This window comes from Pseudomonas gebzensis (assembly GCF_034427815.1).
Classification (GTDB): domain Bacteria; phylum Pseudomonadota; class Gammaproteobacteria; order Pseudomonadales; family Pseudomonadaceae; genus Aquipseudomonas.
This window is the reverse complement of record NZ_JAXQNS010000005.1, coordinates 377513-403420: the sequence shown is the minus strand read 5'-3', so window position 1 is coordinate 403420 and position 25908 is coordinate 377513. Positions and strand designations below refer to the sequence as shown.

General features: G+C 62.1%; 25 protein-coding genes. 11 read left to right on the top strand and 14 right to left on the bottom strand.

The window, feature by feature from the left end:
* Positions 1–231 precede the first annotated feature (231 nt).
* The gene (locus SJI00_RS12665; protein WP_322462046.1) at positions 232–1125 is read left to right on the top strand and encodes a formate/nitrite transporter family protein; all 894 of its coding nucleotides are present in this window, start codon (positions 232–234) and stop codon (positions 1123–1125) included.
* Between the two features lie 181 nt (positions 1126–1306).
* Positions 1307–2383, top strand: a complete 1077-nt coding sequence (locus tag SJI00_RS12660; RefSeq protein WP_322462045.1) for a diguanylate cyclase — start codon at positions 1307–1309, stop codon at positions 2381–2383.
* Here the strand turns inward: SJI00_RS12660 and SJI00_RS12655 are convergent.
* The 5 genes from SJI00_RS12655 to SJI00_RS12635 all read right to left on the bottom strand — a co-directional run bounded on the left by SJI00_RS12655 (position 2352) and on the right by SJI00_RS12635 (position 4428).
* Entirely contained in the window at positions 2352–2699 is a 348-nt protein-coding gene (locus tag SJI00_RS12655) for a DUF2025 family protein (protein WP_322462044.1), read from the bottom strand. The genes SJI00_RS12660 and SJI00_RS12655 overlap by 32 nt on opposite strands.
* A 124-nt stretch (positions 2700–2823) precedes the next feature.
* Positions 2824–2940: a cytochrome c oxidase subunit CcoM gene (gene ccoM, locus SJI00_RS12650; RefSeq protein ID WP_322462043.1), complete on the bottom strand. Its 117-nt coding sequence runs from the start codon at positions 2938–2940 to the stop codon at positions 2824–2826.
* 133 nt (positions 2941–3073) lie between these two features.
* Positions 3074–3235 carry a hypothetical protein gene (locus SJI00_RS12645; RefSeq protein WP_312937124.1) on the bottom strand — a complete coding sequence of 54 codons (162 nt, stop codon included), beginning with the start codon at positions 3233–3235 and terminating at the stop codon, positions 3074–3076.
* A gap of 62 nt (positions 3236–3297) precedes the next feature.
* On the bottom strand, positions 3298–3624 hold the full coding sequence (locus SJI00_RS12640; RefSeq protein WP_322462042.1) for an aspartate-semialdehyde dehydrogenase: 327 nt from the start codon (positions 3622–3624) through the stop codon (positions 3298–3300).
* Positions 3625–3735: 111 nt separating this feature from the next.
* On the bottom strand, positions 3736–4428 hold the full coding sequence (locus SJI00_RS12635; protein ID WP_322462041.1) for a M949_RS01915 family surface polysaccharide biosynthesis protein: 693 nt from the start codon (positions 4426–4428) through the stop codon (positions 3736–3738).
* A gap of 117 nt (positions 4429–4545) precedes the next feature.
* On the opposite strand from SJI00_RS12635, the gene rapA reads away from it, so the two are divergent.
* Entirely contained in the window at positions 4546–7392 is a 2847-nt protein-coding gene (rapA, locus tag SJI00_RS12630) for an RNA polymerase-associated protein RapA (protein ID WP_322462040.1), read from the top strand.
* Positions 7393–7466: 74 nt separating this feature from the next.
* On the opposite strand, the gene SJI00_RS12625 is transcribed toward rapA, so the two are convergent.
* Together SJI00_RS12625 and SJI00_RS12620 are read right to left on the bottom strand one after the other, a co-directional pair.
* The gene (locus tag SJI00_RS12625) at positions 7467–8354 is read right to left on the bottom strand and encodes an NAD(P)-dependent oxidoreductase (protein WP_322462039.1); all 888 of its coding nucleotides are present in this window, start codon (positions 8352–8354) and stop codon (positions 7467–7469) included.
* Between the two features lie 156 nt (positions 8355–8510).
* Entirely contained in the window at positions 8511–8822 is a 312-nt protein-coding gene (locus tag SJI00_RS12620) for a DUF2288 domain-containing protein (protein WP_322462038.1), read from the bottom strand.
* Between the two features lie 359 nt (positions 8823–9181).
* Here SJI00_RS12620 and SJI00_RS12615 point away from each other — a divergent pair, with 359 nt between their 5' ends.
* The 7 genes from SJI00_RS12615 (at position 9182) to SJI00_RS12585 (ending at position 16684) form a co-directional block, all read left to right on the top strand.
* Positions 9182–10297, top strand: coding sequence for a branched-chain amino acid ABC transporter substrate-binding protein (locus SJI00_RS12615; RefSeq protein WP_322462037.1), 1116 nt, complete (start codon positions 9182–9184; stop codon positions 10295–10297).
* 225 nt (positions 10298–10522) lie between these two features.
* Positions 10523–11446 (top strand): high-affinity branched-chain amino acid ABC transporter permease LivH, encoded by a 924-nt coding sequence (livH, locus tag SJI00_RS12610; protein WP_312934823.1) that lies wholly within the window; start codon positions 10523–10525, stop codon positions 11444–11446.
* Complete coding sequence (locus tag SJI00_RS12605; protein ID WP_322462036.1) at positions 11443–12699, top strand: high-affinity branched-chain amino acid ABC transporter permease LivM; 1257 nt, start codon at positions 11443–11445, stop codon at positions 12697–12699. Before livH ends, SJI00_RS12605 begins: the two co-directional genes overlap by 4 nt.
* Complete coding sequence (gene livG / locus SJI00_RS12600) at positions 12696–13463, top strand: high-affinity branched-chain amino acid ABC transporter ATP-binding protein LivG (RefSeq protein WP_322462035.1); 768 nt, start codon at positions 12696–12698, stop codon at positions 13461–13463. The genes SJI00_RS12605 and livG overlap by 4 nt, the downstream gene beginning before the upstream one ends.
* Entirely contained in the window at positions 13464–14165 is a 702-nt protein-coding gene (locus SJI00_RS12595) for an ABC transporter ATP-binding protein (protein WP_322462034.1), read from the top strand.
* A 122-nt stretch (positions 14166–14287) separates the two neighbouring features.
* Complete coding sequence (locus tag SJI00_RS12590) at positions 14288–14962, top strand: COG3650 family protein (protein ID WP_322462033.1); 675 nt, start codon at positions 14288–14290, stop codon at positions 14960–14962.
* A 105-nt stretch (positions 14963–15067) separates the two neighbouring features.
* On the top strand, positions 15068–16684 hold the full coding sequence (locus tag SJI00_RS12585; protein WP_322462032.1) for an NAD(P)/FAD-dependent oxidoreductase: 1617 nt from the start codon (positions 15068–15070) through the stop codon (positions 16682–16684).
* A gap of 122 nt (positions 16685–16806) precedes the next feature.
* Here SJI00_RS12585 and SJI00_RS12580 read toward each other — a convergent pair whose 3' ends face one another.
* The 6 genes from SJI00_RS12580 to dinG form a co-directional block, all read right to left on the bottom strand.
* Entirely contained in the window at positions 16807–17271 is a 465-nt protein-coding gene (locus SJI00_RS12580; protein WP_322462031.1) for an outer membrane lipoprotein, read from the bottom strand.
* Positions 17272–17465: 194 nt separating this feature from the next.
* Entirely contained in the window at positions 17466–18113 is a 648-nt protein-coding gene (gene pdxH, locus SJI00_RS12575; protein ID WP_322462030.1) for a pyridoxamine 5'-phosphate oxidase, read from the bottom strand.
* An 18-nt stretch (positions 18114–18131) separates the two neighbouring features.
* Positions 18132–19142 (bottom strand): OmpA family protein, encoded by a 1011-nt coding sequence (locus SJI00_RS12570; protein WP_322462029.1) that lies wholly within the window; start codon positions 19140–19142, stop codon positions 18132–18134.
* Positions 19143–19240: 98 nt separating this feature from the next.
* Entirely contained in the window at positions 19241–20386 is a 1146-nt protein-coding gene (locus SJI00_RS12565; RefSeq protein ID WP_322462059.1) for a serine hydrolase domain-containing protein, read from the bottom strand.
* A gap of 123 nt (positions 20387–20509) precedes the next feature.
* On the bottom strand, positions 20510–22747 hold the full coding sequence (locus tag SJI00_RS12560; RefSeq protein ID WP_322462028.1) for a beta-galactosidase: 2238 nt from the start codon (positions 22745–22747) through the stop codon (positions 20510–20512).
* Positions 22748–22829: 82 nt separating this feature from the next.
* Entirely contained in the window at positions 22830–24974 is a 2145-nt protein-coding gene (gene dinG / locus SJI00_RS12555) for an ATP-dependent DNA helicase DinG (protein ID WP_322462027.1), read from the bottom strand.
* 95 nt (positions 24975–25069) lie between these two features.
* On the opposite strand from dinG, the gene SJI00_RS12550 reads away from it, so the two are divergent.
* On the top strand, positions 25070–25534 hold the full coding sequence (locus SJI00_RS12550) for a CopD family protein (protein WP_322462026.1): 465 nt from the start codon (positions 25070–25072) through the stop codon (positions 25532–25534).
* Positions 25535–25546: 12 nt separating this feature from the next.
* On the opposite strand, the gene SJI00_RS12545 is transcribed toward SJI00_RS12550, so the two are convergent.
* Positions 25547–25813, bottom strand: coding sequence for a DUF1145 domain-containing protein (locus tag SJI00_RS12545; protein WP_322462025.1), 267 nt, complete (start codon positions 25811–25813; stop codon positions 25547–25549).
* Between the last annotated feature and the right edge of the window lie 95 nt (positions 25814–25908).

Genomic DNA, 25908 nt, shown 5'->3' with positions numbered 1-25908 from the left:
AAAGCCGCTGTCAACCACCTTTTTGAAGCTTTCATTTACTTGGCAGCGCCAAGTGACTTCCAACTTCAAACCCGCTTTGAAGTGCATCGCTGCGGGAGGCGAATAATACGTTAATCCAAAACCATGTCAACCATTTAACCGATAAAAATCAGCAGCCTGCTCACCGATTCCTCGCAACTATTCAAACCGCCATTGATCTGTAGAGAACCCCTCCCTCCTAGAGCATCACCCATGAACGACGAGCGCAGCGAAAAGACCCCGGGCCTCTCGGCCGAAGAAGAGCACGAGGTCGACGAGCATCAGCCTCCGCGTGCAGCCGTGCTGCATGAAATGATTCGTACCCAAGGCGATCATGAGCTGGAGCGCACCATCGCCGCCTTGTTTTGGTCGGCGCTCGCGGCGGGGCTGACCATGGGCCTGTCGCTGATGGCGATGGGATTGCTCTATTCACGCCTGCCCGATGGAGAAACCGCGCAGATCATCGCCAGCTTCGGCTACAGCGCAGGCTTCCTTGCCGTCATCCTCGCCCGTCAGCAACTGTTCACGGAAAACACGCTGACAGCCGTGCTGCCGGTCATGACCTCACCGACCCTGGGAAACCTGGGCCGTTTGCTGCGGCTGTGGGGTGTGGTGCTGATCGGCAACCTGGTCGGCACCCTGTTCGTCGCCTGGGTCATGCTGGAGTTGCCAATCTTCGACAACAAGACCGACGCCGCCTTCCTGGAAATCGGTCGCAAGGTCATGCACAACGATATCGGCCAGATGTTTGCGAAAGGGATCATTTCGGGCTGGATGATCGCCACCATGGTCTGGATGATTCCTTCGGTCGAAAACGCCAAGATCTGGATCATTGTGCTGATCACCTACCTGATGGCGCTGGGCGACTTCACCCACATCGTCGTCGGCACCGTAGAGGTGTCCTACCTGGTATGGGCGGGCGAGGAAACCTGGCAGCGATTCTGGATGGAGTTCGCACTGCCCACGCTCGCCGGCAATATCATCGGTGGCAGCTTCATTTTCGCACTGATCAGTCATGCCCAAGTGCGCAGCGACACCGGCAAAGGCCTGTCCAAGCTCGCGACGGACAAAAAACCATCCAGCCCAGGCCAGTCCGACAAAGCATGACGCTCAACCGCCACCACGCCTGCGGACCGGCGGTTGCTTCTCTATATAGGAAGCGTGGCCAGCGCAAAAGCTCGCGCTAACCGCGATTTGGCTTGCAGGGCCAGTATCCACACCTCATCGAATGTTTAACAATTCTTAGGAACTTATGCGATAAACCGCAACCGCCCTAAGAATTGACACCATGACGCACACCAGCAACGGCAAGGGCCTGTCCTTCGCCAAGCGTATCTACCTGCCTCGCATCCTGGGCAAAGCCATGGGGTTACTGGCCGTGACCGCGGCGCTGCTGCCGTTGGCCTCGCCAAACTGGGTATGGGCGCTGATGCTGATCAACGGGCTGCTTTGGCCGCATCTGGCCTACCGCTGGGCGACGCATTCGTCACAGCCCTACCACGCCGAGCAGCGCAATCTGGTCGTCGACTCGGTCATGGCAGGGTTCTGGGCGGCCGCTGTGCATTTCAATCCATTGCCGAGCCTGACCATCCTGTCGATGGTGACGATGAACAATGTTGCCGCCGGCGGGCGCTCTCTGGTGCAACGCGGCCTGCTGGCGCAGTTGGGCGGTGTCGCACTGGGCATGGGGCTGCTTGGGCCTCACGTGCAATTGCACGCGACCGACCTGCAGGTCTATGCCAGTTTGCCGATGCTTACCCTGTACCCGATGGCCCTGGGCTGGGTCTCGTTTCAGCTGGCCACCCACTTGGCCGAGCACAAACGGCGCTTGAGCGACTTGAGCCGCACAGACAGCCTGACCGGGCTGTTCAACCATGGGTACTGGAAAGATCGCCTGAGCCGCAAGTTCCTCTTGTGCCAGGATCGCCGGGGGGCTGCCGTGATCGCGTTGATCGACATCGATCATTTCAAGGCAATCAACGACACCTATGGCCACGTGGTGGGCGACCGGGTACTGCGCCACCTCAGCAAAGAGCTCAAGCAGAGCCTGCGCGAAACCGACCTCGCCGGTCGGTATGGCGGCGATGAATTCTGTGTGATCTTTGCGCAAACGACCCAGGAACAAGCGTGCCTGGCGATGGAACGACTGCGCGAGCGCGCCGCTAACTATTCCAATCCACACTTTCCCGCCCTGCGCATCAGCCTGAGCATCGGCCTGTCGGCATTTCGTGACGACTTTTGCGGGCCCGAACAATGGCTCGAAGACGCCGACCGCGCGCTGTACCACGCCAAACGCCAGGGTCGCGACCGGGTAGATGTCGCCCCTGCGGCACTCACTGGACTGCGGCTGGCGTGGCCGGAATAAGCGCTACACGCTCGGCAACGATCTCGGGCACGTCCGTGCGTCGCACATAGAGCCACAGAGGCTCGGTGATGTTCAGTCGGTCATCGACATGCTGCTCAAGCAGCAAGGCAAGGCGCGACCGACACAACGCCATGCGCCCGTCGTCCACCTCGCGCCAGACGAACTCGCTGCAAGGCTGCAGGCTGTCTTCAGGTACGTCGAGCCCAAAGGAATCTTCTGAAAAGCGCACGATATGGACCTCGCGCTTCAGGTGAAAACCCACCAGCCCCTTGAGCTGGTCGGCGGCATTGCAGATGTCGAGCGATGTGATGGCCATGCCTTACCCCTTCAACTGACCAGAGATCTCAGTACAGCGGCTGAGTGAACATCGCAAAGACAGGCAAAAAAATGGGCGACCGAAGTCGCCCAAAATGCCTTGCGTGCTCGTGAATCCGGAACGATCAGCGCGCCTTGCGCTTGCTGGAGTCCTTCCAGATGAAAATGCCTAGACCGACAAAGAACGCCACCATCAACCCGACTGTGACCACACCTGCGATAACCACATTGTCGAAGAACATGCCGATCTCCATTCGTCTGTCGTCGTTCGATGGGTACAAGGTAACCAATCAGGCGTGCAGGAAAATTGATCAGGGTCAATGGTGCCCGAGGCTGGGCACGCGAGGGGCGGTGAGAATTGATGCAGGTCAGTGGTCAGCGCTTCTTGGACTTGCCTTTGCGCTTGGATTTGCCGGCCTTGGCCAGCGGCATGGCCTGTTCGAAGGCCTGACGCATGTCGTCCAGACGCTTGTCGTTGAGGTCATGGATGCGTTTGGCGCGCTCGGCGCCGAAGTTGATGAGGTTGTCTTGGCTCATGGCAGGCTCGACTGACGACAGAGGTGTGAATGATGAAGGCACGGGGGCGTGCTGGCCAGTCTTCAGACTTCTATGTCCACCAGCAGGCCCTGACGCACGGGCTCACCCATGGGCATCACAGGTACCGTGTTATCGGCGTTGAGCTGATCGCCGGGCTCGGCGCTGTAACGATCAGCCTGTTCCTGCTGCTGGCGCTGCTGGTGACGACGCTGTTCGTCGAACAGCAACAACGCCTGCTCCTGCGGATCATGGCGCTGGCGCAGGTCGACACTGCTGTCCCCGGCGGTGGTCTGCACGGGGACCACGGGCGGGATATCCGGGGTGGGCTTGACCGGATCGAGCTGGGATGTGACAGGAACGGCGCTGAGGGGAATGAGCGGCGGCAGCATGGCGTGTCTCCTTTGACTCTTTATATCGGCTGATCGCCGGTTGTCATGAGCAACCGTCACTCTGCCAGGGCTGCCGTTCGAGGTGAGCCCTTGCGCCCTACCCTACTGGCGTTACTCAGTGTCATCTTCCGGGTCAGTGTCCGAAGGCGTGCTGACTTCGCTCCACGGCCGCTTGTAAACCTGCTGCCAGACGCTGTCCAAGTGCTCACGGAACACCTTGGGTGCACCCTTGTACGAGGCACTTTCCTCGCGCTCGCCACCAAACGGCTCTTCGCCAGCGGGGCTGATCAACGACTGGCCCGTCAGGGAGTAGACCGACTGGCCTGCGCGCAGTTCGATGGTGATGTCCTGCGGATCGATGCCGCCGCCGCAGAAAGCGTGGCTGGCCACGGTCACTTCGGCAATGCCGTTCTGATCGAGATCGGTGACATCGCTGACATCGGTATAGAAGTCGACATCCAGGTCGAGGCCCGCGCAGGTGGTTTCCTGCTCGGTCTTCCAACGCGGGGTAAAGGCCGACTCGCCCGAACGACCATAAAGGGTGGCCTTGAGCACCACGCGGTCCACTTCCTGCTCGGTTTCGGCGTCGGTGGCCTGGCCGTCGACCCGGCTCAGGACCAACAGGCCCTCACCTTCCTGGTCGCGGAAATGCACGCTCTTGATAGGGGCCTGTACACCCAGGACTTCCAGTTGCTCGGCAGGAATGGGGGGCAGCGTCTCGAAGCGTTTCTGTTCGCAACCCGACACCAGCAGGACACCCCCCACGGCGACACAAACGTTGAACCAGCGATACTTGGCAGGCATTTCGATACTCGCTCCTCATGGCAAGGCAGTATTGTTCAACGAACGCACTAGACTGATTGGTCCGGCCGGACCTATCCGTTACCATAGTGGGCTTTTCATCGCGGGAGTTCAGCCAGTATGGCGCAGCAGTATCAACCCGGGCAACGCTGGATCAGTGATAGCGAAGCCGAGCTTGGCCTTGGCACCGTCCTGGCACAGGACGGCCGCCTGCTCACCGTGCTCTACCCGGCGACCGGCGAAACCCGTCAGTACTCCGTGCGCAATGCGCCATTGACCCGCGTGCGCTTCTCACCGGGCGACCAGATCACTCACTTCGACGGTTGGAAGCTGACCGTGCGCGAAGTTGACGACGTCGACGGGCTGATGGTCTATCACGGCCTGGATGCACAGAATCAGCCACGCACGCTGCCCGAAACGCAACTGTCGAACTTCATCCAGTTCCGGCTGGCCAGTGATCGACTGTTCGCCGGGCAGATCGACCCGATGCCCTGGTTCTCACTGCGCTACAACACCTTGCTGCACACCAGCAAGCAGATGCAGTCGTCGCTCTGGGGATTGGGCGGTGTGCGTGCGCAGCCCATCGCGCACCAATTGCACATTGCCCGCGAAGTGGCGGACCGCATCGCGCCGCGTGTTTTGCTGGCAGACGAAGTCGGCCTGGGCAAAACGATTGAAGCTGGCCTCATCATCCACCGCCAACTGCTATCGGGCCGCGCCAGCCGTGTACTGATTCTGGTGCCGGAGAACCTGCAGCATCAGTGGCTGGTGGAAATGCGCCGCCGCTTCAACCTGGAAGTGGCGCTGTTCGACGCCGAGCGCTTTATCGAGAGCGATGCCAGCAACCCGTTCGAAGACGCCCAGTTGGCGTTGGTCGCGCTGGAATGGCTGATCGAGGACGAAAAAGCCCAGGATGCGCTGTTCGCGGCAGGCTGGAACCTGATGGTCGTCGACGAGGCGCACCACCTGGTGTGGCATGAAGAGCACGCCAGCCGCGAATACGCACTGGTGGAACAACTTGCCCAGGTGATCGACGGTGTCCTGCTACTGACCGCCACCCCCGAGCAGCTGGGCCAGGACAGTCACTTCGCCCGCTTGCGCCTGCTGGACCCCGACCGTTTCCATGACCTGGCCACCTTCCGCGCCGAGAGCGAGCACTACCGGCCAGTGGCCGAGGCGGTGCAAGAGCTGCTTGACCAAGGCCGACTGTCCAGCAAAGCCCATGACACCATTCAAGGTTTCCTCGGCGCCGAGGGCGAGGCATTGCTCACCGCCGTCGACGATGGCGATAGCCAGGCCAGCGCCCGCCTGATTCGCGAACTGCTCGATCGCCACGGTACCGGACGCGTGCTGTTCCGCAACACCCGCGCGGCGATTCAAGGCTTCCCCGAGCGTCAGTTGCATGCTTATCCGCTGGCCAATCCGCCGGCGTATGCCGCGCTCGACCCGAGTGAACGTGCCGAGTTCTACCCGGAAGTGGCGTTCCAGGCCCAGGCCGAGAGTGCGGAAGATGAGCGCTGGTGGCGCTTCGATCCACGCGTGGATTGGCTGATCGATACGCTGAAGATGCTCAAGCGCACCAAGGTACTGGTGATCTGTGCCCATGCTGAAACGGCCATGGACCTGGAAGACGCCTTGCGCGTGCGTTCGGGCATTCCGGCCACGGTGTTCCACGAAGGCATGAACATCCTTGAGCGCGACCGCGCTGCGGCCTACTTTGCCGATGAAGAGTTTGGCGCCCAGGTGCTGATTTGCTCGGAAATCGGCAGTGAAGGTCGCAACTTCCAGTTTGCCCATCACCTGGTCATGTTCGACCTGCCGGCACACCCCGATTTGCTGGAGCAGCGGATCGGCCGTCTCGATCGTATCGGTCAGAAGCACACGATCGAGCTGCACGTGCCTTATCTGCAGGACAGCCCGCAGGAACGCCTGTACCAGTGGTATCAGGAGGCGCTCAACGCGTTCCTGGCAACATGCCCGACCGGCACCGCCTTGCAGCATCAGTTCGGGTCACGCCTGCTGGCACAGCTCGGCGGCGGCGATCGCCAGGCCTGGGAAGCGCTGGTGGTCGAGGCGCGTGCCGAACGCGAGCGCCTGGAAGCCGATCTGCACAGTGGTCGCGACCGTCTGCTGGAATTGAACTCCGGAGGCGCCGGCGAAGGTGAAGCACTGGTGGAAGCCATTCTCGAGCAGGATGACCAGTTCGCCTTGCCGATCTACATGGAAACCCTGTTCGACGCCTTCGGCATCGACAGCGAGGACCACTCCGAGAATGCGCTGATCCTCAAGCCCAGCGAGAAGATGCTCGATGCCAGCTTCCCGCTCGGGGACGATGAAGGGGTGACCATCACCTATGATCGAGCCCAAGCGTTGTCACGCGAAGACATGCAGTTCATCACCTGGGAACACCCCATGGTGCAGGGCGGCATGGACCTGGTGCTGTCTGGCTCCATGGGCAACACCGCCGTCGCGCTGATCAAGAACAAGGCGCTCAAGCCCGGTACCGTGCTGCTGGAACTGTTGTATGTCAGTGAAGTGGTGGCGCCGCGTCACCTGCAACTGGGTCGCTATTTGCCACCGGCCGCCCTGCGCTGCCTGCTCGATGCAAATGGCAACGACCTGGCGGCCCGGGTAGCCTTCGAGACGCTGAACGAGCAGCTGGAAAGCGTGCCGCGGGCGAGCGCCAACAAGTTTGTGCAGGCTCAGCGTGACGCGCTGTCCAAACGGATTGCCGCTGGCGAAGAGAAAATCATGCCGGCCCATATCGAGCGGGTGGCACAAGCCCAGCGCCGCTTGGCGGCCGAGGCGGATGAAGAGCTGGCACGGATGACAGCCCTGAAGGCCGTGAACCCGAGCGTTCGCGATACCGAGCTCGATGCATTGCGCAAGCTGCGCAAAGACGGTGTGGCGATGCTGGAAAAAGCCGCGCTGCGTCTTGAAGCCATCCGCATTCTAGTGGCCGGCTGACACCCCCTCCGCGCACCGCGTTTCACGCGGTGCTGCGGTTCAGGCCAAGACTGTTCAGCTCAAGACTGTTCAACTCAAGAAAGCCCCCGATACAACTCCACTAATGTGGCTGGATCATGCTCCAGATGGCCCTGGCTGCCGTGCAGGCGCATCAGTTGCGCAGCCAAGCCTGTAACAGGCGTGGCCGAGCCTTGCTCGTGGGAGAGCTTCACCGCACTGTCCAGGTCTTTGAGCAATGTCTTGACGTGCCACTTGATCGGCGCGAAGCGACTTTCTGCCATTTGCCCCGCCAGTATCTGCAGCGGCTTGGAGTCGGCAAAGCCACCGGCCAGTGCCTGCGCCAATAATCGCGCATCGACGCCAGAGCGCTCGGCCAATGCCACTGCCTCGGCAATCACCAACGCGTTGCAGGCCACGATCATCTGGTTGCAGGCCTTGGTCACCTGCCCTGCCCCTACCCCACCCATGTGCGTGACACGCTCGCCCAGGCTCAGCAATACCTCACGCACGCGCCGCAAGGGCTCGTCTTCAGCCCCGACCATGATGGCCAGGCTGCCGGCTTCAGCGCCCTGAACGCCACCTGAGACTGGCGCATCGACCCATGCCATGGCACAGGTCGCTGCGAGCTCTGCCGCCATTTCTCGGGTTGCCGAAGGATCAAGGCTCGACAGGTCGACCAGCACATGATCCGCACTGCCGGCAGAGGCTATGCCCTGCTCGCCGAATACGACGCTGCGCACGGCTACCACGTCGGCCAGACACGTGAGCACGATATCGGCCTCATGGCAGAGCTGCGCGGGGGTTTCTGCAAAGCGTGCACCGGCCTCGAGCAGCGCATCACATTTGTCGGCGCTGCGGTTCCAGACGATCAGGGGATAGCCCGCAGCGAGCAGGCGTTGGCACATGGGCAGCCCCATCAGACCGACCCCGGCAAAGCCTAGTGAAGGTAGTGCAGTCGTCATGAATGACCTCGTGAGATGATCAGAAGTTATTACGCCCTGCGTAAGTTGTTACCTCAGTGTGCAAATCGACAGGGTGCTGTTACCAACCTGCACCGTTGCCGATCCGGACTGTGCTTCAAAATGGAATGTTTCTGAAGCTAGCCGCACCAAAAAAGCTCACATGTTGTTTCCAGTCTTTTCCTGAATCAGGATGAAGGGCGAGACAACCACGGCCCATATCTCTGGATCGCGGGTTTGCAGGCTCAGCGCGACCTCATCGGAGACTGCGCCGACAATGCCATCAGAACGCCATTTCGCCACGGTTTCGTGGTGATTCTCGGCCATTGCAGCGGCGGCTTCGATCAAGTCCAGGTGGGGGGCGACCCAAATCAGGTCACCTTTGGCCCAGAAACGCTCCAGCGCTTTCCATTCGATGATTGCGGTCTCGCCGAGCAATTTGGCATAGAGGGTGCTTGTGTGATCAGTCATGGGGCCCTTGCACGAAAAATAGCTTTACAAAAAGGCCGCTATTTTTGCAGAAAACCTGGGCTTCAAACACGTAATTGATCGATCAGCCTCGAACGCGTCCGTCTAATCGGTTCTGAAACTGGGCGTTATGGCGCTTTCTTGTATCTTTGTATCGATCACGCGACACCCCTTGAAAGCGTTGTGTCGTGCCGGCTTTTCAAGCGCGCAAACAGCGCTCTACACTGTACCGGTACAGTTCCGGGACACGTTGCAGGGGAACGTGGGCTTGCTGCGCGATGCGTTCGCACGGCGACCCCCGCCCCGGTCTGTAGCCCTGGCCGCCAGGACTATAAAAATTACAACAGAATGAGTGGAGCACTATGATCAAGATTTCCAAGCTGTTCGCTGCAATGGTACTGGCTGGCGTTGCTAGCCATTCGTTTGCTGCCGATACCATCAAGATCGGCATCGCCGGCCCCAAAACCGGGCCTGTGACCCAGTACGGGGACATGCAGTTCGTAGGCGCCAAGCAGGCTATCAAGGACATCAACGCCAAGGGTGGCGTCGATGGCAAGATGCTCGAAGCCAAGGAATATGACGACGCTTGCGATCCCAAGCAGGCCGTGGCGGTTGCCAACAAAGTGGTCAACGATGGCGTCAAGTTCGTGGTTGGCCACCTGTGCTCCAGCTCGACACAACCTGCTTCGGACATCTACGAAGACGAAGGTGTGATCATGATCACGCCAGCAGCCACCAGCCCGGAAATCACCAGCCGTGGCTACAAGATGATCTTCCGCACCATCGGCCTGGACAGCGCCCAGGGCCCTGCCGCCGGCAACTACATCGCCGACCACGTCAAACCCAAAGTGGTTGCCGTACTGCACGACAAGCAGCAATACGGTGAAGGCATCGCCACTGCGGTGAAGAGCACGCTTGAGAAAAAAGGCATCAAAGTCGCCGTCTTCGAAGGCCTGAACGCCGGCGATAAAGACTTCTCATCGGTTATCCAGAAGCTCAAGCAAGCCAACGTCGACTTCGTCTACTACGGCGGCTACCACCCGGAACTCGGTCTGATCCTGCGCCAAGCCCAGGAAAAAGGCTTGAAAGCCAAGTTCATGGGCCCTGAGGGCGTGGGTAACGATTCGATCTCGCAGATCGCCCAGAACGCCTCCGAAGGTCTGCTGGTCACCCTGCCGAAGTCCTTCGATGCCGACCCACAGAACAAGGCCATCGTCGACGCCATCAAGGCTGACGGCAAAGACCCGAGCGGCCCGTTCGTGTTCCCGTCCTACTCGGCCGTTGAAGTGATCGCCGCAGGCATCACCAGCGCCAAAAGCGAAGACACGGCCAAAGTGGCTGAGGCTATCCACAACACCACCACCAAAACGCCGACCGGTGACCTGTCCTACGACGCGAAAGGCGACCTGAAAGACTTCAAGTTCGTGGTCTACGAGTGGCACTTCGGCAAGCCGAAGACCGAAGTCTCTCCTCAATAACCGCCTGATCATCAGTTGACCTACAAGCCCACTGTGCGAGCAGTGGGCTTTGTTTTACGAGGTTCATGGGCCCGATTGCCGCGATCCGGCAGCCAACCCACCTGAAAATCTTAAAACCGTCACCCGCGGTTCACTGGCCAAGCCCCGCCATCGTCGCCCAGGCCACGAGGCGCGCCGGGTTACCCCCCGCCAGCGAATGCACATCAGGTTTTTAGGAGCGCTTCAATGCCTGAGCTCTATCACTTCTTCCAGCAATTGGTTAATGGATTGACCATCGGCAGCACCTATGCCCTGATCGCCATTGGCTACACGATGGTGTACGGCATCATCGGCATGATCAACTTCGCCCATGGCGAGGTGTACATGATCGGGTCCTACGTCGCCTTCATTGCCCTTGCCGGCCTGGCCATGATGGGCATCGACTCGTTGCCGATTCTGATGACCGTGGCGTTCGTCGCCACCATCTTCGTCACCAGTGCCTATGGCTATAGCATCGAGCGGGTGGCCTACCGGCCGCTGCGTAACAGCAACCGCCTGATTCCGCTGATCTCCGCCATTGGCATGTCGATCTTCCTGCAGAACACCGTACTGCTGTCGCAGGACTCCAAAGACAAATCCATCCCCAACCTGATCCCGGGGAGTTTCTCTTTCGGCCCGGGCGGCGCGGAGGAAGTCCTGGTGTCTTACATGCAGGTTCTGGTGTTCGTCGTCACCTTGGTGGCCATGACCCTGTTGACCCTGTTCATCTCCCGCTCCCGCTTGGGCCGCGCCTGCCGCGCCTGTGCCGAAGACCTGAAGATGGCCAACCTGCTCGGCATCAATACCAACAACATCATTGCCCTGACCTTCGTCATCGGCGCGGCACTGGCTGCCGTGGCGGCAGTGCTGCTGAGCATGCAATACGGTGTGATCAACCCCAACGCTGGCTTCCTCGTAGGGCTGAAGGCGTTTACCGCGGCGGTTCTGGGCGGTATTGGCAGCATTCCGGGCGCGATGCTCGGCGGTTTGGTGCTGGGGGTGGCCGAAGCATTCGGTGCCGATATCTTTGGTGATCAGTACAAGGACGTCGTAGCGTTCGGCCTCCTGGTCCTGGTCTTGCTGTTCCGGCCGACCGGCATTCTGGGCCGCCCGGAGGTTGAGAAAGTATGAACAGAAATCTCAAACAGGCGCTGTTCAGCGCCATCCTGGTGTGGGCGGTCGCGTTCCCCGTGTTGGGCCTGAAGCTGAGCATCGACGGCATCCGTCTGGTGGTGCACACCCAGAGCGACTTCACCTTGATGGTGATTGCCGTGTCTTCGGTGCTGATGTTCCTGCGCGTGCTGTTCGACCGACAGTGGAGCGCAGCCATGGGACAAGGCTCCGGGCGCAAGCTGGTGCCGGCCTCGGTGAGCAATTTCCTGACCCTGCCCAAGACCCAGCGCTGGATTATTCTCGGCCTGGTCGTGGCAGCGCTGGCCTGGCCGTTCTTCGGCTCACGCGGCGCGGTCGATATCGCCACGCTGATCCTGATCTACGTGATGCTGGGCCTGGGCCTGAACATCGTGGTTGGCCTGGCGGGGCTGCTCGATCTGGGGTATGTCGGTTTCTATGCCGTGGGTGCCTACAGCTACGCGATGCTCTCGCACTATCTGGGCTGGGGCTTCTGGATCTGCCTGCCGATTGCCGGCCTGATGGCCGCCACCTTCGGTTTCCTGCTGGGCTTCCCGGTGCTGCGCTTGCGCGGCGACTACCTGGCCATCGTCACCCTGGGCTTTGGCGAGATCATCAGGCTGTTCCTACGCAACCTCACCGACTGGACCGGCGGACCGAACGGCATCAGCAACATCGAAAAACCGAGCTTCTTCGGTTTGACCTTCGAGCGCCGCGCCGCCGAAGGCATGCAGACCTTCCACGAGTACTTCGGCCTGCCGTACAACTCGATGAACAAGGTCATCTTCCTGTACCTGGTCGCACTGGTACTGGCCTTGGTGGCGCTGTTCGTCATCAACCGGCTGCTGCGCATGCCCATCGGCCGCGCCTGGGAAGCGCTGCGTGAAGACGAGATCGCCTGCCGCGCGCTGGGCCTGAACCCGACGATCATCAAGCTCTCGGCCTTTACCCTGGGCGCCACCTTCGCAGGCTTTGCCGGCAGCTTCTTCGCCGCGCGCCAGGGCCTGGTGACGCCGGAGTCGTTCACCTTCATCGAATCGGCCATCATTCTGGCCATCGTGGTACTCGGCGGCATGGGCTCGCAGTTGGGCGTGATCCTCGCGGCCATCGTGATGATCCTGCTGCCGGAGCTGATGCGCGAGTTCAGCGAGTACCGGATGCTGATGTTCGGCGCCATGATGGTGCTGATGATGATCTGGCGCCCGCAAGGTCTGCTGCCTATGCAACGTCCCCATATGGAGCTGCGTCGATGAGCCGCGAAATTCTGCAAGTCAGCGGCCTGAGCATGCGCTTCGGTGGGCTGTTGGCGGTCAATGGCGTGGGCCTGACCGTCAAGGAAAAACAGGTGGTGGCATTGATCGGCCCGAACGGCGCCGGCAAGACCACCGTGTTCAACTGCCTGACCGGCTTCTACAAGCCCAGCGGCGGCAGCATCCTGCTCGACGGCCAGCCGATCCAGGGCCTGCCAGGCCACCTCATCGCTCGCAAGGGCGTGGTGCGCACCTTCCAGAACGTGCGCCTGTTCAAGGAGATGACCGCGCTGGAAAATCTGCTGATCGCCCAGCACCGTCATCTCAACACCAACTTCTTCGCCGGCCTGTTCAAGACCCCGAGCTTTCGCCGCAGCGAGAAGCAAGCCATGGAACGGGCGGCGTACTGGCTGGACAAGGTCAACCTGACCGAGTTCGCCAACCGCACCGCAGGCACCTTGGCCTATGGCCAACAGCGGCGCCTGGAAATCGCTCGGTGCATGATGACCCAGCCACGCATCATCATGCTCGATGAGCCAGCGGCGGGCTTGAACCCCAAGGAAACCGAAGACCTCAAGGCCCTCATCGGCTATCTGCGCGAATCCCACAACCTGACCGTGCTGCTGATCGAGCACGACATGAAGCTGGTGATGAGCATTTCCGATCACATCGTGGTGATCAACCAGGGCACGCCCCTGGCCGACGGCACGCCCGAACAGATTCGTGGCAACCCTGATGTGATCAAGGCCTACCTGGGGGAGGCGTAAATGCTCAAGTTCGAAAACGTATCCACCTTCTACGGCAAGATCCAGGCGCTGCACAGCGTCAACGTCGAGATCAACCAGGGTGAGATCGTCACCCTGATCGGCGCCAACGGCGCCGGCAAGTCGACCTTGCTGATGACCCTGTGCGGCTCCCCGCAGGCCCACAGCGGCAGCATCAAGTATCTGGGTGAAGAACTGGTCGGCCAGCCCTCCTCACTGATCATGCGCAAGAGCATCGCGGTGGTGCCCGAAGGCCGCCGGGTGTTCGCCCGTCTGACGGTGGAAGAGAACCTGGCAATGGGCGGCTTCTTTACCAACAAAGGCGACTATCAAGAACAGCTCGACAAGGTCCTGCACCTGTTCCCGCGCCTCAAGGAGCGTTACGTGCAACGCGGCGGCACCATGTCCGGTGGCGAACAGCAGATGCTTGCGATCGGCCGGGCACTGATGAGCAAACCCAAGCTGTTGCTGCTCGACGAGCCCTCCCTGGGCCTGGCACCGATCATCATCCAGCAGATCTTCGACATCATCGAACAGCTGCGCCGCGATGGCGTGACGGTGTTCCTGGTGGAGCAGAACGCCAACCAGGCGCTGAAAGTGGCCGACCGTGCCTATGTGCTGGAAAACGGGCACGTGGTGATGCAGGGCACAGGTGCAGCACTGCTGGTGGACCCGAAAGTGCGCGACGCCTACCTGGGAGGTTGAACGAAAGGGCCTACGGGCCCTTTTCTTTTGCCTGATAGCGGGCCATCGGTGCCGGCCCCTTGAGATCGCCGGCGTGCCTCGGTAACGTTGCCCGCTCTTTTCGTCTTAACGCTGGAGCTTCCATGCGCGCCACCCCTACGTTGTTGCTCGCCACCCTGCTGCCGCTGTTCGCGGGCTGCCAGATGTTCGCCGATAAGCCCAGCGATCCGAACATCGGCAGCACGCGCATGCAGGGCGAGCTGAGCGCTGGTAACGGCAAGCTACTGTTCAAGCCCTGCAACGAGAATCGCCGTTTCCTGGTCAACGATGCGGGCAACACCGGGCTGCTGCAGGAAGCCGACAGTCTGGCATCCAACGCCAAGACCCGCCTGTTCGCCGACCTGCGCGGCCGGCTGGGCGGCAGTCGCCAGGCTGACAGTGACGGCCAGTTCGACGTGCAGCGCCTGTACCGGCTAGAGCGTATCAGCAATGGCTGTGAAGACCCGAACTTCAAGCACCTGACCCTGCGCGCCGAGGGCCACTCACCCGACTGGGACGTCAAAGCCAGTGGCCGCGGGATGATCATCGATCGCGCAGGCAAAGATGCGCTTCCCCTGCCGTTTCTCGAAGAAGAAATTCCCGGTGGCGGTTTGAGCCTGTCCAGTGAAGCCAATGGGCAGCACGTCGAACTGTGGGTCGCTCCACAGCGCTGCGTCGAGCCTGCGAGCGGCGCCATCCGGCACCTGCGCGCCGAGCTGCGCATCGACGGTCAAGTGGCCCAAGGCTGCGCCTACTTTGGCGGTGCACGCGACAACTGATCGGCTATGTACGTTTTGCGCTGCCTGTCGAGGCGGGCAAGCGCTTATACTCGTTGGTTTGTATAAAGCCGCCGGCCGACCTGGGCCGGGATACTGGACCTTGTCATGTTACGAATCACCGAACTGAAGCTGCCACTGGATCATCCTGACGACGCCTTGCGCCATGCCATCGTGCAACGCCTGGGCATCACCGATGACCAGCTGCTCAGCTTCACGCTGTTCAAGCGCAGTTACGATGCGCGCAAGAAGAACAGCGAACTGCTGTTCATCTACACCATCGACCTCGAAGCCAGCAACGAGGCGCAGTTGTTGCGCACCTTCGAAGATGATCGCAACATCGGGCCGGCGCCGGATGTCACCTACAACTACGTTGGCCATGCGCCGAGCGAGCTTGTGGAACGGCCGCTGGTGGTCGGCTTCGGTCCCTGCGGCATCTTTGCCGCCCTGCTCCTGGCGCAGATGGGCTTCAAGCCGATCGTGCTGGAACGTGGCAAAGAGGTGCGTCAGCGCACCAAGGACACCTGGGGCCTGTGGCGCAAGGGCGAGCTCAATCCAGAATCCAATGTGCAGTTTGGCGAAGGCGGCGCAGGCACGTTCTCCGACGGCAAGCTGTACAGCCAGATCAAGGACACCCAGCACCACGGCCGTAAAGTGCTCGAAGAGTTCGTCAGGGCCGGCGCGCCGGACGAGATCCTGTACATCAACAAGCCGCACATCGGCACCTTCCGCCTGACTGGCATGGTCGAGACCATGCGTCAGGAGATCATCGCCCTGGGCGGTGAAGTGCGTTTCCAGGAAAAAGTCAGCGACATCCTCACCGAGGGTGACCAACTGCTTGGCGTGGTACTGGAAAGCGGCGAAGAACTGTTGTCGCGACACGTAGTACTGGCGCTCGGCCACAGTGCTCGCGATACCTTCCGCATGCTGCACGGCAAAGGCGTATTCATGGAGGCGAAGCCGTTTTCCGTGGGCTTTCGCATCGAACACCCGCAGACCCTCATCGACCAGGCGCGGCTGGGCAAGTATGCCGGCCACCCGAAACTCGGCGCGGCGGATTACAAGCTGGTCTATCACGCCAAGAACGGCCGCTCGGTGTACAGCTTCTGCATGTGCCCGGGCGGTACCGTAGTGGCTGCCACCAGCGAGCCGGGACGCGTGGTCACCAATGGCATGAGCCAGTACTCACGCAACGAGCGCAATGCCAACTCGGGCTTGGTGGTGGGCATCGATCCGGAGCGCGACTACCCTGGCGGTCCCTTGGCCGGCATCGAGTTGCAGGAGCGCCTGGAAACCCTGGCCTATGAAATGGGCGGCAGCAACTATCAGGCGCCTGCGCAGTTGGTGGGTGATTTCGTGGCCGGGCGTGCGTCAACCGCACTGGGTAGTGTCGAACCTTCCTACAAACCTGGCGTCACGCTGGTGGACCTGGCCAAGAGCCTGCCGGACTTCGCCATCGAAGCCATCCGCGAGGCGCTGCCGGCATTCGATCGGCAGATCAAAGGCTATAACCTGCATGATGCGGTGCTGACTGGTCTTGAGACACGCACCTCTTCGCCGCTGCGCATCACGCGCGGAGTCGACTTCCAGAGCGTCAATCTCAAAGGGCTGTTCCCGGCAGGTGAAGGCGCAGGGTATGCGGGCGGGATTCTGTCAGCCGGCGTTGATGGTATTCGTATTGCCGAAGCCGTCGCCCGCGCGATGCTCGACAGCCACGCGCACTGAACCTGTGGGTGGCCGGGCTGCGCGATACGCGCCCGGCTAGTGCCGAGCCACCCACAGCGCCCCAACGGCAGACGTAAAAAAACCCGACCGGCCTAGCCAGTCGGGTTTTTTAATGCCTCGAATCAGTGCGAAACGCGGCTGGTGCCATCCACCGTCATGATGCGCACGCGCTCGCCGACTCGGAACACTTCGTTCTGCTGCACCGACTGCACATAGGCGCGCATGCTGCCGTCGTCCTCACGCACCGTGATTTCAACACCCTGGGTGCGGGTGATGCCTTCTTCGGCCGCAGAACCTGCCAGGCCCCCTGCTACCGCACCGATCACGGCAGCCACCAGGCTGCCGCGGCCACCGCCGATGGCGCTGCCGGCGACGCCGCCGACCACTGCGCCAGCACCGCCGCCGATGGGTGTCTTGGTGCCCTCGATCTTGACCGGGCGCAGGGATTCGATGGTCCCCATACGGACGGTCTGCACGCGGCGGGCCTCGTCACGGGAATAACTGTCACCTGACAGATTGGAAGCACAGCCTCCAAGCAGCAGCGACGCGGTGGTGAAGGCCGCCATCAGCAAAGCGGATTTACGCATGGGTCAAATCTCCATTGGCAAGGTGTCCATTAGACGTCGAGCGATCACGGCTGTCACGACGGCAACACAGAAAAACCACGTGTCGTTCAGCCCACGTACAGCTTGGGCCAAGGCGACGCGGCTGCGTCATAGCCGTATGACCCTCCGTGAAGGCCTATCGTTGCATGCAGGGTGCACGCGACGGCGCCGGTGGATCAGGGCGCGAGCCGGTCGCGCTGCCATAGCCCTTGACTGAGGTGGTAGTTCAGCCGGTCATGCAGACGGCTGGAGCGCCCTTGCCAGAACTCGATGCGATCAGGGAGCAGACGGTAGCCCCCCCAATGCTCCGGGCAATGCGGCTGGCTGTCGGAAAACCGCGCTTCGGTGGCTTTGACCAGCGCTTCAAGTGCCTGACGATCCGCAATCACCTGGCTCTGTGGCGAGGCCCAGGCCCCCAGACGGCTACCTAACGGGCGTACCTGGAAATAATCGTCCGACTCCTGAGCCGAAACCTTCTCGATCCGCCCTTCGATGCGCACCTGACGCTCAAGCGCCGGCCAGAAGAACGTCATGGCGGCAAACGGGCGCGCCGCCAGTTGCTGGCCTTTGGCACTGTCGTAATTGCTGAAGAAGGTGAACCCTTGTGCATCCAGACCTTTCAGCAACAGCACCCGGCAGTGGGGGCGCCCGTCAGCATCGACCGTGGCCAGGGTCATGGCGTTGGCTTCGACTGGCGCCTGCTCGGTCTGGACCGCATCGCCGAACCACTGCTGAAACAGACTGAAGGGTTCGGCGGGAGCCTGGTCCTCGACCAGGCCATCGCGGGTGTAGTCGCGGCGCATATCGGCCAGAGACTGGGTCATCACACGGTTCCTTGACGATCAGTTGGTCTTGGCCGAGGTATTAGCGGCAACGCGCTTGTCGCTGTCGGCCTTCTTGGCAGCGGCCTTCTTGGCAGCCGGTTTGACCGGCGCCTTGGCCTTGGCGACAGGCTTCTTGGCAACCGGCTTGGCGGCCTTTTTCGCGGCCGGCTTGGCAGCGGCCTTGGCCGCAGGTTTGGCAGCCGGCGCAGCGGCGACAGGCTTGACGCTCTGCACGGCGACCATCGAGGCCGGGGTCGGCGCGGGTGCTGCCTGCTGATACTTGGCCATCAGGGCGAGCATGGTGTTCTGCGGGGTCAGCAGCAGCTCCACCCGACGGTTCAGTGCACGACCTTCCGCGCTGTCGTTGGCGGCACGCGGCATGACCGCGCCCATACCCTTGAGGATGAGCCGATCACGTTGCAAGCCGCTGAGACGGAAGATCGCCGACACCGAGGCGGCGCGTTCCAGGCTCAGGCGTTGGTTGGCTGCTGCAACGCCACTGCTGTCGGCGTGCCCCAACACCAGCACGGCGGTTTTCGGATCGCCTTCGACGACCTTGGCCACGCGTGTGATTGGCGCCAGGGTCACTGGCAACAGCATGTTCGGGCGATCAGGGTTGTACGAGCCATCGACCGGAATAGTCACCGCCAGCACGTCTTCGCGCCGCTCCAGCTCGAATTTGCTGTCTTTGAGCGCTTCACGCAGCTTGGGCTCGTACTGGTCGAGCCAGGCCTGAGTGGCTTTCTGGTCAATCTTGGGCACTGCGGCCACCGGATCTTTCGCGGCGCCATCATTGCCACCGAACGGCCACCACCAGCGGTTGCCGGCAGCATCCTTGCCGGCGGCTTTGGCATCGGCCTGGGCGACCTTTTCAGTCACGGCATCCTTGACGTCTTGATCGGCCACCTTGTCCGAGCCAAACGGCCACCAGCTACGACCGCTGTCGCCCGAGGCGTTCTGTGGCGAGTGCTGAGCGCAGCCAGTCATGGCCAGGCACAGGGCAAGAGCTAAGGTTTTATGTGAAGACATCAGCGATACACCATGAATTGAAAAGGAATTTTGCCAGCGCACATCGAGCAGTGGCCTTCAGGATAGACAAAGGACTCAGGCAATACAGCACAACCCGATCAAAGGCAGGCGCGCAGTACCTGCACCAGCCGCTGAGCGCGTGGGTCCATCAATATGTAGGGGCCCAGGGTGTTGGTGACAAAGCCAAAAGCCACGTCGTACTCGGGGTCCGCGAAGCCTACCGAGCCGCCAGCGCCGGGGTGTCCGAAGGCCCGCGCGCCAAGGCCGAAGGTGGCATTGGGAACCTCTGGCTGATCGAGCATGCAACCTAGACCGAAGCGCGTCTGGGTCAACAGCGTGCGATCCTGGCCAAGACTGTGTTCGCGCGTCAGCTCGTCAAGCAGCTCGGACTCCAGCAGGCTGCCGTCCAGCAGGCCGGCATAGAACCCCGCCAGGCTGCGGGCATTGCCATGGCCATTGGCCGCCGGCTGCTGCATGCGCCGCCACTCCGGTTTGTTGGTGCTGGTAAGAATCGCCGGTGGGTTGGTGAAGGCGCGGGTCGACAGCGCCTCGGGCTCACGCAGGGTCACCTGCAGCAGACGCTGGGCCGCCGCATCGCCCGGATTGCCTTTGCCACGAGCGATATGGGCCACGCGGTAGAACTCTTCATCCGCCAACCCGACATGAAAATCCAGCCCCAGAGGCTTGGCAGTGCGAGCAACGATCGACTCACCAGGACCACGCCCGTCGACTCGGCGGATCAGTTCGCCGATCAGCCAGCCATAGGTGATTGCCGCATAGCCGTGTTCGGAACCCGGAGTCCACCACGGGCGCTCGGCGGCCAGCGCTGCGGTCATCGCGTGCCAGTCATACAAGGCTTCTGGCGCCAGTAGCTCACGCAGGGCAGGCAAGCCGGCGCGGTGGCTGAGCAATTGGCGCAGTGTGATGGCGCCCTTACCGGCCTGGGCAAACTCGGGCCAGTACTGAGCAACGGGTACGTCGAACGCCAATTTGCCTTCGTCCACCAGTTGCAAGGCGGTCACTGCGGTGAAGGTTTTGGTGCAGGAGAACAGGTTGGCTAGGGTGTCGCTGTGCCAAGCCTGTTGGCCATCGCGGTCGGCGGTGCCGGCCCAGAGGTCGACGACTGTCTGGCCGCCGACTTGCACGCACAGGGCCGCGCCGCGTTCCTGGGGATTGTCGAACAGAGACGCGAAGGCCTCGCGCAGCGCCTCGAACTTCAGCTCGTAATGCCCCTGAATCTGCACGCGTTGACGCTCCTGACGGTGGGAAATGGCGTGCATTGTTTCAGCACTTGACCTGTTTGCATACAGGCCAAGTGCCTTGAGGGGCACCTCAGGCGCTGGGCCCGCACCTGGCGCTGATGTCGATCAAGGGGCAGGCGTGCCCAGCTGCTTGGCCAGATGTTCGCTGAGCAGCAGATTGCGCTTGCGCACCGCCTCGACGAAACCGGTCCAGGCCACATCGGTGATGGCCACCAGCCCAAGGTGACCGTTCTCGCCATCGAGCAAGCGGCCACTGGCAGGCTGATCGAGGTATTGGAACCAGTGCGCGCCGACGATCATCGGCTGCTCCAGCGCGGCCGTCAGGAAGGTGGCGTAGGCGGCGCCACGATCCTCTTCACGCGGCAACTCAAGCGGGCCAGGCCAGAATGGACCGCGGTCACGCGAGCCGAACTGGAACTCCGATACCAGCACCGGTTTGTCCAGTTCGGCCAACTGGGCAAAATCGTAGCCGTCCTGAGGTTTGAGGGTATAGAAGTTGAAGCTCAGGACGTCGCAGAACTCAGCGCAGGCCTTCACCGCCTCTGGCGAGGTAACGCCGTAACGCCCCCCGAGCAGCAAGTGGTTGGGCGCATGCCATTTCAGGGCATCGGCGATGGTCTTGAAGTAGGTCTGGGCGAAGACTTCCTGGAAATGCTGGTAATCGCGCTCGATCTCCGGGTGTTCAGGGTTGGGCAGCGGCGCCTCGAATCCTGGGTCTTCCATCAGTTCCCAGGCTTGCAGATCGATGCCCCACGCCTTGGACAGCCCCTGCTGGTTACGGTATTTGTCGCGCAGCTGCTTGAGGAAAGCGCGCTTGGCCGGCACATCGGTGGTCAGGCGCAAGGTGCCGAAAGCCAGGCCGTATCGGGCCTTGGCATCGGCGCCAGGCGCGGCCCACGCCAGTTCGTTGTCGGCGAAGTAACCGATCAGCCAAGGGTCGTCGCGGTGATCACGTGTGGCGATCGCCACAGCACGCTCGGTGGCCATGGCAAAGCGCGGATCGAACGGGTCAGGCATGCGCCCCCACCAGTCCATGCCAGTGCTGATGCTTGCGTAGTCGCCAACGATGGCCAGCGGCAAGGTATAGGGAATGCGTTGCGTCTGGCCCAGCGCCGGGTCGCTCCAGTTACCCAGGGTGTTGAAGCCCCAGGCGAGCAGCCGATCGATGGCCTGGGTCTGCCAGCGGTCAGTGTCAACGCCTGGCGCCGGACACGCGCCTGGCGGCTGCCCTTCGACCTGCGCCGGGCATGGGCTGGCATGGCTGCGATACAGATTGGCCGCATAGAAGTCGTACCAATTGCCCTGCTTGAAGCCACGGCCTTGCGAAGACGCATTGCCGTCGTCGTTGTTGCCTTTGCCGGAGAACGCGGCGAGCGGTTCGCCTGGCGCTGGCAACGCCTTGAACATGCCCTCGCGCCCGGTGACATAGGTCCGCCCACCGTCGGCCGCGACCGCATTGACACCCAGCGAGAAGAACCCGTGCCCGTCGGGCGTTACCAGGTACCAGTGACCGTTACGTTTCTCGGTGCGGAAAAACCCCCTGGCCTCGAAGGCAGGGCCTGCCAGCACTCCGCCATAAGGGTCGAGCTCGAGCGCGCCACGCTCGCCCAGCCATGCCTGCACGTGTTGATGCTCACGGCTGGCGGCCGCTTTGAGCTGCTCGTCATTGACGATCTTGTCTGGCCAGTTGCCGCGGGTCGACTGGCCGTAGCCGTCGATCAGGCCCGCATAGGCTGCCGTGTAGGCCTGGTCGTCGTCTTGCAGGCCGACCTTTTCGATCAGCAGGCTCTGCGCGACATTGGGCTTGGGAATGCTCAGGCTGACCGAGCTCACCTGCTTCAAGTCCACAGCCCCCGCGCTGCTGGTCAACAGCAGACGTTGCCCTTCATGGTTCCAAGGCATCGGCGGCCCGGCGCGCATGCCCTGGCTCAGTGCCGAGCGCGCCGTCAGCGGCACCATCACCGTTTGCGCGGGGCCCGAGGGCACGTCGATGCGGCTGGTCAGGGTCTGTCCATCCTGGCTCTTGACCACGACATCCACGCTCAATGCCCAGTCCATGCCACTTTGCAGGCGCAGGGTGAGAAACTGCCCAGTGGACCAGTCCCAGCTGCCAGTCTGCGCGGTGAGCTGCAGCGTGGGCCGCTCGGCCGGATTGAACACCACCCGCCGGAGCACTTCGCCCTGAGCCGTCTGTTCAGCGTTGTACTGCGGCAAGGCAGTGTCCTGGGTGACCACATTGATCACCGAAGTGGGCCGGACGAAACTGAACAACGTCTGCTGCCCGGCCCAGAGGGGCGAGCTGAACATCAGGGCAAGCACGGCAGGCAGGCTGCGAGGGATCATGGGGCGGTAGTACTCCTTGAAGAGCCCCAGTGGGCTCACGACCTAATAGATGACAACGGCCCGACGCATCATGCGCCGGGCATCAGCCGATTTCCCGCCGGAAGGGCGGCAGCGCATTGAGGATAGCTTTCCCATAGCGCTGGGTGACCAGACGCCGATCGAGCAAGGTAATGACGCCACGGTCCTGCTCGGTACGCAGCAATCGACCGCAGGCCTGGATAAGCCGCAGTGAGGCATCGGGTACGGCGATTTCCATGAAGGGATTGCCGCCGCGAGCTTCGATCCACTCGGCAAGGGCGGCTTCGACCGGGTCGTCTGGCACCGCAAAGGGAATCTTGGCGATGACCACGTGCTCGCAATAGGCGCCCGGCAGGTCGACCCCCTCGGCGAAGCTGGCCAGCCCGAACAACACGCTGTGCTGACCGTCATCGACGCGCGCCTTGTGCTTGTTGAGGGTTTCCTGCTTGGACAGGTTGCCCTGAATCAGCACCAGCTTGCGCCAGTCGCGGTCCAGGCCATCGAACACGTCCTGCATCTGCTTGCGCGAGGAGAACAGCACCAGCGCGCCGCGGGCGTCTTCGACGATACCCGGCAGGTCGCGGATGATGGCCGCGGTATGCGCCGTGGCATCACGCGGATCGGCGCGTAGATCAGGCACCCGCAACACGCCGGCGTCACCGTGCACGAACGGGCTCGGCACGACGCAGGTCATGGCGTCGCGCGGCAAACCCGAGCGCATGCGGAAGCGATCGAACTTGCCCAGCGCGGTCAGCGTGGCTGAGGTCACCAGCGCGCCATAGGCCACGTTCCACAGGTTGCGTCGCAGCATTTCAGCAGCCAGGATCGGGCTGGCATTGACCTCGATGTCGTACTGGGCACCGCTTTCGGCCAACGACAACCAACGCGCCATGGGCGGGCTGTCTTCGGGGTCTTCGGCGGTGAATGCCGTCCACAGCTCCCAGTTGCCCTGGGCGCGGGTCACCAGGCTGCCGAACAGCGGGTACCACTCCTCGGCCTGGTGGCTGGGGATGCCAATGCTGACCTCGCTGTCCATGCCTTCCTTGAGCAGATCAGCCAGGCGTGTGAAGAGGTCATTGAGACGCGCAAAGCCTTTTTTCAGCTCAATGCCGGCGTCGCGGATCTCGTCGGGCACCACGCCGCCAACGAAGCGGTAGCGTGGGCGGTCGCGACCTTCCGGGTCTTCGCTGGGGCGGAACTCGGCCACCTGCTCGCACAGGGTGAACATGAACTGCTGCTGGGTACGGATTTCCCGAGCCAGCTCTGGCACCTGCTCGATCCATTTGCCCAGATCACCGGGCAGGGTTTGCTGAGCCAGCAGCTTGGTGAGGTTCTTGGCCGTCTGCTCCAACCAATCGGCGGTGGAACGCAGGCGCGAGAAATGCGCGAAATGGCCGATGGCCTTGTCGGGCAGGTGGTGCCCTTCGTCGAACACGTACATCGTTTCGCGCGGGTCGGGCAGCACCGCACCGCCGCCCAGGGCGAGGTCGGCCAGGACCATGTCGTGGTTGGTGACGATGACATCGACCTTGCCCATGCCTTCACGTGCCTTGTAGAACACGCACTGCTGGAAATTCGGACAATGACGGCCGGTGCACTGGCTGTGGTCGGTGGTCAGGCGTGACCAGTCCTGGTCTTCCAGGGCCTCTGGCCAGCTGTCGCGGTCGCCGTCCCAGCGGTTGCCGGCGAGCTTTTCGATCATGCCGTTGAACAGTTTCTGGCTGCGCTCGTCCACCTCGATGTGGAAGCCTTCCTCCTCGAACAATTGGGCAGTGGCCGACTGCGCCTGACCTTCCTGCAGCAGTACGTCGAGCTTGGACAGGCACAGGTAGCGACCGCGGCCCTTGGCCAGGGCGAAGCTGAAGTTCAGGCCGCTGTTGCGCATCAGGTCAGGCAGGTCTTTGAAGACGATCTGCTCCTGCAGGGCCACCGTGGCGGTGGCGATGACCAGGCGCTTGCCGGCAGCCTTGGCGGCAGGGATGGCCGCCAGGCTGTAGGCCACCGTCTTGCCGGTACCGGTGCCGGCCTCGACCGCAACCACGGCGGGTTCGCCTGAGCGCTTGCCTTCTTCGTCCACGGCGATGTCGCCGAGTACCTTGGCGACCTCGGCGATCATCAGTCGCTGGCCATAGCGCGGCTTGAGGCTCTTGGCTTCGAGGAAACGCGAGTAGGCGCCTTGGATGGTGGCTTTGAGTTCGTTGCTGATCATGGTCTGCGCGCCCGAAGGGCTGGATATATTTTCAGTGCTTTCACGGGCCGGCTATCATACCCGGCTATTGCCCGTTATGCCCGAGGGAGTTCTGCATGCTCGCCTTTACCCTGCCCTACACACTGCATGTTCTGGCGGCCCTGATCTGGGTCGGCGGCATGTTCTTCGCCTGGCTGATACTCCGCCCGGCGCTGGCTGCAGCCTTGGACGGGCCATCGCGGCTGCGCGCCTGGGCGGAAGTTTTCCCACGCTTCTTCGGATGGGTCTGGGTGTCGATAGCGACCTTGGCGATCAGCGGCGTGGCCATGATTCACCTGCGCTTCAACGGCTTCGAGACCGCCCCGCGCTATGTGCAGTGGATGATGGGTGGGGCCATCGTCATGGTCGCGGTGTTCCTGCGCGTGCACGCGCTACTACTGCCGCAATTGCGCGCGGCGGTGCACAGCGAGGCATGGACAGAAGGCGCACAGGTGCTGGCGCGCATCCGACGGATGGTGGGCCTGAACCTGCTGCTGGGCTTGCTGGTGGTTGCACTGGCCAGCGCTCGCTGGAGCTTTTGAGCAATCGGGTGGTCAGCGTCGAGGCAACGGCCTGGGGATGGCCATGATGTGGAATATCCCGGTCAGCAGAATCTGCAGGCGATCGAACCAGCGGTGGCTACGCTCGCGCAGGCTGCCATTGAACAGCAGCACCTCCAGCACATGCAGCCCGAACAGCCCACTGCCGGCGGCCCGAATCAGCAGGTCGAAGGGCATGGCCTGTGGCCGCAGGCCGTTGAACAGCACCACTCCCCAGAACAACACGGTCAGGGCCTTGCCCAGGGCCAGAATGACTTTCATCGCGCGCCTCCCCCGTGAACGGTGACATTGCTGATAGCGGTTGTATCGAACCCAAACGGTCGGCAGGCATGTCGCTTCAGGCGGTGGCCTCAGCC